General features: G+C 74.8%; 1 protein-coding gene. It reads left to right on the top strand.

Translation table 11 applies throughout. From position 1 onward, the window contains the following. Positions 1-72: 72 nt before the first annotated feature. Positions 73-10,437: a type I polyketide synthase gene (locus ACZ7LK_RS28080; RefSeq protein ID WP_471143994.1), complete on the top strand. Its 10,365-nt coding sequence runs from the start codon at positions 73-75 to the stop codon at positions 10,435-10,437. Positions 10,438-10,447 lie beyond the last annotated feature (10 nt).

Here is a 10,447-nt window from a genome sequence, read left to right as displayed (position 1 = left end):
ATCCGCAAACGGATCCGGCAACGGACCAGACGTACGCAAGCAATCAGCAATTCCCCAGGGGGTGACGTTTCAGTGGCCGGCGCTAACGAAGAAAAGCTTCTCGAAAACCTGAAGTGGATGACCACTGAGCTGCGGCGGGCCCGCCGCCGCCTCCAGGAGGTCGACGAGGAAGCCCGGGAGCCTATCGCCATCGTCGCGATGAGCTGCCGATTCCCCAACGGCGTACGGTCGCCGGAGGACTTGTGGCGCCTGGTTGCCACGGGCGGCGACGCCATCACCGGATTCCCCGCCGACCGCGGCTGGGACGTCTCCTCGCTCGCCGACCCGGACCCCGACCGCAAGGGCACCTTCTACAACACCGGCGGCGGATTCCTCGACGAAGCGACCGTCTTCGACCCCGAATTCTTCGGAATTTCGCCGCGCGAGGCGCTGGCGATGGACCCGCAGCAGCGCCAGCTCCTGGAAACCTCGTGGGAGGTCTTCGAACGCGCGGGCATCGACCCCTCGGACGTACGGGGCAGCCGTACCGGCGTCTACGTCGGCGCGGGAGCCATGGGCTACGGCGCCGACCTCAAGGAGGCACCCGAAGGCCTCGAAGGCCTGCTTCTGACGGGCGGCGCGACCAGCGTCCTGTCCGGCAGGGTCAGTTACGTCTTCGGCCTCGAAGGCCCGGCCGCCACGGTCGACACCGCCTGCTCCTCCTCCCTCGTCGCGCTGCACCTCGCCACCCAGGCCCTCCGCCAGGGAGAGTGCTCGCTCGCCCTCGTCGGCGGTGTGTGCGTGATGCCCAACCCCGACGTGTTCGTCGAGTTCAGCCGTCAGCGCGGCCTGGCCGCCGACGGCCGCTGCAAGTCCTTCGCCGCCTCCGCCGACGGCACCGGCTGGTCCGAAGGCGTCGGTGTCCTGCTCGTCGAGCGGCTGTCCGACGCCCGCCGCAACGGCCACCCGGTCCTCGCCGTGGTCCGTGGCTCGGCCGTCAACCAGGACGGCGCCAGCAACGGGCTCACCGCCCCCAACGGCCCCGCCCAGCAGCGCGTCATCCGCCAGGCCCTGGAGAACGCCAGGCTCTCGGCCGCCGAGGTCGACGCCGTCGAAGCGCACGGCACCGGCACCACCCTGGGCGACCCCATCGAGGCCCAGGCGCTCCTCGCCACCTACGGCCAGGACCGCCCCGCCGACCGTCCCCTGCGGCTGGGCTCGCTCAAGTCCAACATCGGCCACACCCAGGCCGCCGCCGGTGTCGCCGGCATCATCAAAATGGTCATGGCCATGCGCCACGGCGTGCTCCCGCAGACCCTCCACGTGGACGAGCCCACCTCCAACGTCGACTGGTCGGAAGGTGCCGTCTCGCTCCTCACCGAGCCGGCCCCCTGGCCCGAGACCGGCGCCCCGCGCCGCGCCGCCGTCTCCGCCTTCGGCGTGAGCGGCACCAACGCCCACACCATCATCGAGCAGGCCCCCGACGCCGAGGAGCCCGCGGAGGCCGCCCCTGCCGCCGCGCCCCACGTGCCGGTCGTCCTGCCCTGGACCCTCTCCGCCAGGAGCGCCGACGCGCTGCGCGCCCAGGCCGCACGCCTGCTGGCCACGCACGGCCAGGGCCACCCCACCGCACGCCCCCTCGACATCGCCCACTCCCTGGCCACCACCCGCGCGGCCCTGGGGCACCGGGCGGTGCTCCTCGGTGACGGCTCCGACGTGCGTTCGCTGACCTCCTTGCTGGGTGCCCTCGCCGAGGGCGAGCAGGTCCCGGGCCTGGTGAAGGGTACGGTCGTCGGTGGCGGCCTTGCTTTCCTGTTCACGGGTCAGGGCAGTCAGCGGCTGGGTATGGGCCGTGAGTTGTACGAGGCATACCCGGTGTTCGCGGAGGCCCTGGACGCGATCTGCGCCCGCCTGGACCTGCCGCTGACGGAGGTGCTGTTCGGCGCGGACGCGGCTGCTCTGGACCGTACGGAGTTCACGCAGCCGGCGTTGTTCGCGGTGGAGGTGGCGCTGTTCCGGCTGTTGGAGTCGTGGGGCGTGAAGCCCGACTTCCTGGCCGGGCACTCCATCGGTGAGATCGCGGCCGCGCACGTGGCGGGTGTGTTCTCGCTGGAGGACGCGTGCACGCTGGTGGCGGCGCGTGGACGTCTGATGCAGGCGCTGCCGACCGGTGGCGTGATGATCGCGGTGCAGGCGTCGGAGGACGAGGTTCTTCCGCTGCTGACGGACCCGGTCAGCATCGCGGCGATCAATGGGCCGCAGTCGGTCGTGGTGGCCGGTGACGAAGCGGACGCGGTGTCCATCGCCGGACACTTCGAGAAGCTGGGTCGTAAGACCAAGCGGCTGAGCGTGAGCCATGCGTTCCACTCGCCGCACATGGACGGGATGCTGGAGGACTTCCGTACGGTCGCGGAGTCGATCTCGTACGAGGCTCCGCGTATCGCCGTCGTGTCGAACCTGACCGGTGCGCTGGTCACGGATGAGATGGGTTCGGCGGACTTCTGGGTACGTCATGTTCGCGAGGCCGTGCGGTTCCTGGACGGGGTCCGGGCGCTGGAGGCGGCCGGGGTCACCACGTACCTCGAACTCGGCCCTGACGGCATCCTGTCGGCCCTGGCCCAGGACTGCCTGACCGGCGACGCGGACACGGCGGTCTTCGCGCCCGCCCTTCGCTCGGGTCGGCCGGAGGCCGAGACGGTCAACACCGCGCTGGCCCAGGCTTACGTCCGGGGCGCAACCGTCGACTGGGACGCGTACTTCGCCGGCACGGGCGCCCGGCGCGTCGACCTGCCCACGTACGCCTTCCAGCACGAGCGGTACTGGCTGGAGCCGAGTGCCGCGGGGGCCGGTGACGTGAGCGGCGCCGGACTCGAACCGGCCGCGCACCCGCTGCTCGGCGCGGCCGTCACCCTGGCCGGTACCGACAGTGTGCTGTTCACCGGCCGGCTCTCGCTGCGCACCCACCCCTGGCTCGCCGGGCACACCGTGGCCGGTACGGCCGTACTGCCGGGCGCGGCCTTCGTCGAACTCGCCGTACGCGCCGGGGACGAGGCCGGCTGCGGGCACGTCGAGGAACTGGAGCTCGACGCCCCGCTCCGCCTGCCCGCCGAAGGCGCGGTGCGGCTCCAGGTGCTGGTCGACGCCCCCGACGACCGGGGCCGTCGCACCCTCACGGTCTCCTCCCGGGCCGAGGCCGCTCCGGCGGACGACCCCTGGGAGCGCCACGCCCGGGGCGTGCTCGCGCCCGCCGCCCCCACCGCGTCCTTCGACCTGGCGCAGTGGCCGCCCGCCGGTGCCGAGGCCGTGGACGTCACGGACCTGTACGCCACCGACCCGGACACGGCCACGCCCCGGCGCGAGGCGCTGTTCCGCGCCGTGCGGGCCGTCTGGCTCCGTGACGGCGAGCTCTTCGCCGAGGTCCGCCTCCCCGAGGACGACACCGAGGGGGCCGGCTTCGGCCTGCACCCGGCGCTGCTGGACGCCGCCGCGCACGCGGCCTTCGTACGGGACGGCGACACCCGTACGGGCGCCGGGCTCGGCATGTGGTCGGACGTGACGCTGTACGCCGAGGGCGCGGGCGCCCTGCGCGTACGGGCGCGGGACACCGGCGAGGGGGCCGTCGCGCTGGACCTCGCCGACGACCTGGGCCGGCCGGTGGCGACGGTGGGCGGACTGGTCCGGCGGCCGTTCGGGACGGTGGAGCCCGGCACGGAGCCGGGTGTGTCGGCCGTTCGCCACGAGTCGCTGTTCCAGCTCGACTGGGTGCCCCTGCCCCTGACTCCGCCCCTGCCCCTGCCCCTCGCGGACGGTACGCCGGCCGACGGCACGGCTTCGGCTGCCTCCGGCGACGGGTGGGCGGTACTGGGCGACGCGGCGTTCGGCCCGGCCGCCCGGTACGCGGACCTGACGGCGCTGGGCGAAGCGGTGGCCGCGGGTGCCCCCGTACCCGCGCACGTCCTCGTCCCCTTCACCGAGCCGGCGGCCGGTGACGGGCCGGAGGCCCTGCACGGGGCCACGCACCGGGCGCTCGCCCTCGTGCGGTCCTGGCTCGCCGACGAGCGGTTCGCCGCCTCGCGCCTCGTCGTCCTCACCCGCCGCGCGGTCGCCGGCCCGGACGAGGGCGTCGACGACCTGCCGCACGCCGCCGTCTGGGGCCTGGTCCGCTCGGCGGAGACGGAGAACCCGGGGCGGTTCGTCCTCGCCGATCTCGACGGGCACGGAGCGTCGGACGCGGCCGCCCCCGACCCCGCGCACCTCACCCTCCTCGCCGCCGCCCTCGCCGGCGACGAGCCCGAGCTGATGCTGAGGGACGGAGCCGTACGCGTCCCCCGGCTGTCCCACAACCGCACGCTCGCCGGCTCCGAGTCCGGGTCCGGGTCCGGGTCCGCGTCCGGGTCCCGCCTCGATGCCGAGTCCGGCTCCGGTACCACCGCCATCGACCCGGACGGCACCGTCCTGATCACCGGAGGCTCCGGCACCCTCGCCGGCATCGCCGCCCGGCACCTCGTCACCACGCACGGCGCGCGCCACCTGCTGCTCCTGAGCCGCCGGGGTGCCGGCGCCCCCGGCGCCCCCGCGCTCACCGACGAACTGACCGCGCTGGGGGCCCGGGTCACCTGGGCCGCCTGCGACGCGGCCGACCGTGACGCCCTCGCCGCCGCCCTCGCGGCGGTACCCGCCGAGCACCCGCTCACCGCGGTCGTCCACACGGCCGGAGTCCTGGACGACGGCGTCGTCGCCTCGCTCACCCCCGAGCGCCTTGACGCCGTCCTGCGGCCGAAGGCCGACGCCGCCCTGCACCTCCACGAGCTGACTCGCGACCTGCCCCTCTCGGCGTTCGTCCTGTACTCGGCCGTCGCCGGAACCCTCGGCAGCGCCGGGCAGGCCAACTACGCGGCCGCCAACGTCTACCTCGACGCCCTCGCCCAGCACCGCCATGGCCAGGGCCTGCCCGCCACGTCCCTCGCCTGGGGCATGTGGGCCGACGCCAGCGGGATGACCGGCGCGCTCGACGAGGCCCACCTGCGGCGCATGGAACAGCACGGCATGGGCGCCCTGTCCGCAGCCGAGGGCATGACCCTGCTCGACGCGGCGCTCACCGCCGGCCGGCCCGTCCTCGTCCCCGCCCGCCTCGACCTCACCGCCCTCCGCACCGCCGCGGGCCCCGGCCCGGTCGCCCCGGTCTTCCGGCAGCTCGCCGGCACCGGCGGCCGCCGCACGGCACGCACCCGCGCCGGCGGCACCCCGCTCGCCGAGCGGCTGCACCGCCTCACCGCGCCCGAACAGGACCGGGCCCTGCTCGACCTCGTACGCACCCACGTCGCCGCCGTACTCGGCCACGCCTCGGCCGAACGGGTCGACGCGGACAAGGCGTTCAAGGACCTCGGCTTCGACTCGCTGACCGCCGTCGACCTGCGCAACCGCCTGTCCGCCGCCACCGGCCTGCGGCTGGCCACCACGCTCGTCTTCGACCACCCGTCGCCCACCGCCCTCGCACGGGAGCTGCGCACCGAACTCCTCGGCGACCCGAACGGCGCACACGACCCGGCCAACGGCACGGCCGACGGTCTCGCCACCGGCGCGGGCGCGCTCTCCGGAACCCCCGCCGCCGGCCTCGCCGACGACCCGGTCGCGATCGTGGCCATGAGCTGCCGCTACCCCGGCGGCGTCCGCACCCCCGAGGAGCTGTGGCGGCTCGTCGAGACCGGCGGCGACGCGATCTCCCCGTTCCCCGGCAACCGGGGCTGGGACGTCGACGCGCTGTACGCGGACGGCGACGGCCACGCCTTCGCGGGCGGCTTCCTGCACGACGCCGACACCTTCGACGCCGACTTCTTCGGCATCTCGCCGCGCGAGGCGCTGGCGATGGACCCGCAGCAGCGGCTGGTGCTCGAAACGGCCTGGGAGGCGATCGAACGCGCCGGCATCGCCCCGTCCGCCCTGCGCGGCAGCCGGGCCGGTGTCTTCGTCGGCGCCGCCTACAGCGGGTACGACGCCCAACTGGAACAGTCCGGCGCCGACGAGGTCCTCGGCCACGTGATGACCGGCAACGCGGGCAGCGTCCTGTCCGGCCGCGTCTCCTACGCCCTGGGCCTGGAGGGCCCGGCCGTCACCGTCGACACGGCCTGCTCGTCCTCGCTGGTCGCCCTGCACTGGGCCATCCAGGCGCTGCGCAACGGCGAGTGCACGATGGCGCTGGCCGGTGGCGTCACCGTGATGTCCACCCCGGGCACCTTCAGCGAGTTCAGCCACCAGGGCGGACTCTCGCCCGACGGCCGCATCAAGGCGTTCGCCGCTGCCGCCGACGGTACGGGCTGGGCCGAGGGCGTCGGCATGCTGCTCGTCGAGCGGCTGTCGGACGCGCGCAAGAACGGCCACCCGGTCCTCGCCGTGGTCCGCGGTTCGGCGGTCAACCAGGACGGCGCCAGCAACGGGCTCACCGCCCCCAACGGCCCGTCCCAGCAGCGCGTGATCCGCGCCGCCCTGGCGAGCGGGGCGCTGACCCCCGCCGATGTCGACGTCGTCGAGGCGCACGGCACCGGCACCAAGCTGGGCGACCCGATCGAGGCCCAGGCGCTCCTCGCGACGTACGGCCAGGACCGGCCCGAGGACCGGCCGCTGTGGCTCGGCTCCATCAAGTCGAACCTGGGCCACACCCAGGCCGCCGCCGGTGTCGCGGGCGTCATCAAGATGGTCATGGCGATGCGCCACGGCGTGCTCCCGCAGACCCTGCACGTCGACGAGCCGACCCCGCACGTCGACTGGACGGCCGGGGACATCGCCCTGCTGACCGAGCGGACGGAGTGGCCCCGGACCGACGACCGGCCGCGCCGGGCCGGCGTCTCGTCCTTCGGCATCAGCGGGACGAACGCCCACACCATCATCGAGCAGGCCCCCGAACCCCTCCCCGCGCCGCAGCCACCGACGGCGATCAGCGCGCCGGAGACCCTGGCCTTCGTCCTCTCGGCCAGGAACGCGGACGCCCTCCGCGCCCAGGCCGGCACGCTCCTGCCCGTGGTCGAGTCCCCCGAGCGGCCCCGGCCGGTCGACCTCGCCCACTCGCTGGCGACCGGCCGGGCGGCCCTCCACGAGCGCGCGGCGATCGTCGCCGGCGACCACGAGTGCCTTACTCGCGCCCTGGAGGCCCTGGCGGCGGGCGAGCAGGCCACCGGGCTGGTGCGGGGCACCGCCACCGGTGGTGGGCTGGCGTTCCTGTTCACGGGTCAGGGCAGCCAGCGGTTGGGCATGGGCCGTGAGCTGTACGAGGCGTACCCGGTGTTCGCGGAGGCGCTGGACGCGGTGTGCGCGCACATGGACCTGCCGCTGAAGGACGTGCTGTTCGGGGCCGATGGTGAGGCGCTGCACCGTACGGAGTTCACCCAGCCTGGGCTGTTCGCGGTGGAGGTGGCGCTGTTCCGGCTGGTGGAGTCGTGGGGCGTGAAGCCGGACTTCCTGGCGGGTCATTCGATCGGTGAGATCGCGGCCGCGCATGTGGCCGGGGTGTTCTCGCTGGAGGACGCGTGCACATTGGTGGCGGCTCGTGGGCGTCTGATGCAGGCGCTGCCGACCGGTGGCGTGATGATCGCGGTGCAGGCGGCTGAGGACGAGGTCCTGCCGCTGCTCACGGAGGGCGTCAGTATCGCGGCGATCAACGGGCCGCAGTCGGTCGTGATCGCGGGTGATGAGGTCGACGCGGTGGCCATCGCCGGACGTTTCGAGGAGTTGGGTCGTAAGACCAAGCGCCTGACGGTGAGTCATGCGTTCCACTCGCCGCACATGGACGGCATGCTGGCCGACTTCCGCAAGGTCGCGGAGTCGATCACGTACGAGACCCCGCGTATCGCCGTCGTGTCGAACCTGACCGGTGCGCTGGTCACGGACGAGATGGGGTCGGCTGACTTCTGGGTACGTCATGTCCGCGAGGCCGTGCGCTTCCTGGACGGGGTGCGGGCGCTGGAGGCGGCCGGGGTCACGACGTACCTCGAACTCGGCCCGGACGGGGTCCTGTCGGCCCTGGCCCAGGACTGCCTGGCCGGTGAGGCGAACGCGGCGGTCTTCGCGCCCGCCCTCCGCTCCGGCCGGCCTGAGGCGGAGACGTTGAACACCGCCGTCGCCCAGGTATACGTCCAGGGCTCGGCGGTCGACTGGGACGCGTACTTCGCCGGTACCGGCGCCCGGCGGGTCGACCTGCCGACGTACGCCTTCCAGCGCAAGCGCTACTGGCCCGAGCCCGCCGCCGCCCCGCGCGGTTCCGGGTCCGGCGCCACCGCAAGCGACGTCGACGCCCGTTTCTGGGAGGCGGTCGAGCACGCGGACCTCGCCTCGCTCACCGGCGGGCCGGCGATCGACGTCGACCAGCCGCTCAGCGCCGTACTGCCGGCGCTCTCGGCGTGGCGGCGCGACCAGGAGGCGCTGGCCCGTGCGGACGCCCGCTCGTACCGCGCCACCTGGCAGCCGTGGTCCGGCGCCGACCGGGGCACGCCCACCGGCACCTGGCTCGTGGCCGTGCCCGCGCCGCACACCGACGACCCCTGGGTCCGGGCGCTGACCGACCGCCTGCGCGACGGCGGCGTCCACGTCGAAACGCTCCTGCTCGACGTCACCGAGTGCGACCCGGGCGCGCTGCGCACGCGCCTGGACGAGCGGCTCCGCGTGGCGGGCGACGGCCCGGTGTCGGGCGTCCTCTCCCTGCTGGCGCTCGACGAACGGCCGCACCCGGAGCACCCGGGCGTGCCGGTCGGGCTGGCGCTCAGCTCGGCGCTCACCTCCGTCCTGCCCGGGGCCGTCGACGCCCCGCTGTGGTGCGTCACCCGTGACGCGGTCGCGGCCGTCGCCTCCGACGCACTCGGCGGCGCCGCGCAGGCGCAGGTCTGGGGCCTGGGCCGGGTGGTCGCCCTGGAGCACCCCGAGCGCTGGGGCGGTCTGGTCGACCTGCCCGCGACGTGCGACGACCGCACCCTGGCCCGTCTGACGGCGCTGCTCGCGGGCGCGGGCGACGAGGACCAGCTCGCGGTCCGCGCCGCCGGCACCTTCGTACGACGGCTGGTGCGCACCGCCCCGGAGACGGCACCGGCCGCGACCTGGACCCCGCGCGGCACGGTGCTCGTCACCGGCGGTACGGGAGCGCTCGGCCGCCACGTCGCGCGCCGGCTCGCCGAGCGGGGCGCCGAACGGCTCGTCCTCGTCAGCCGCCGCGGCGCCGACGCGCCCGGCGCTGCCGAGACCGAGGCCGAACTCACCGCGCTCGGCGCGTCCGTGACACTCGCCGCCTGCGACGTCGCCGACCGGGACGCGCTCGCGGCGCTGGTCGCCCGCCTGGCCGACGAGGGCACCCCGGTACGGGCCGTGGTGCACGCCGCCGGCATCTCCCAGCCGCCCGGCACCGGCACCGACCTGCCCGGCTTCGCCCGGGTGGTGGCCGCGAAGACGGCCGGCGCCGTCCACCTCGACGCGCTGTTCGACACGCCGGACTCGCTCGACGCCTTCGTCCTGTTCTCCTCCATCGCCGGCGTCTGGGGCAGTGGCGGCCAGGGCGCCTACGCGGCGGCCAACACGTTCCTCGACGCACTCGCCGAACGCCGCAAGGCCCGCGGCCTCCCCGCGACGGCGATCGCCTGGGGCCCGTGGGCCGACGGGGGCATGGCGACCGAGGGCGACGCGGAGGAGCAGCTGCGCCGCCGTGGCCTCCCGCCCATGGACCCGGCGACGAACCTGCTCGCACTGGAACGCGCCGTCGCCGGCCGGGACGCCGCGGTGACCGTCGCGGACGTCGACTGGGCACGGTTCGCGCCCGTGTTCGCGGCCGCTCGCCCCCGCCCGCTCATCGCCGACCTGCCCGAGGTCCGGGAGGCACTGCGCGGCTCCGGCCCGTCGTCCGGCGACGCGGCGGCGGCCGACGCGCCTCCCGCCGCGCTCCGGCGGCTCACCGAGCTGGCCGGGGACGACAGGCGGGCGGCCGTCCTCGACCTCGTACGCGAACACGCGGCAGCCGCCCTGGGGCACGACTCCGCCGACGCGGTCGCACCCGACCGGGCCTTCAAGGACCTCGGGTTCGACTCCCTCACCGCGGTCGACCTGCGCAACCGGCTGGGCACCACGTGCGGACTGCGACTGCCGTCCAGCCTCGTGTTCGACTACCCCAACCCGCAGGCGCTGACCCAGCACCTGCTGCTGACCCTCTTCCCCGAGGCGCCCGGCGACCCGGTCGGCACCACCGTCGACACCGACCCGCAGGAAGCGGAGCTGCGCCGGACCCTGACCGGCATCCCGCTGCACCGCATCCGCGAGGCCGGACTGCTGGACAGCCTCCTCCGGCTCGCCGGCCCCGACGAGCCCGCCACCAGCAGCACCACCGCCACCGCCGACGCGCAGTCCATCGACTCGATGGATCTCCAGGACCTCCTCGACCTGGCCCTCGACGGCGGCGGCGACGACGACCACCACAGCAACCGATCCTGACGTGCCCGAA

The sequence above is a fragment of the Streptomyces sp. NPDC039423 genome, assembly GCF_055598725.1.
This window is presented reverse-complemented; position numbering and strand designations above follow the sequence as displayed.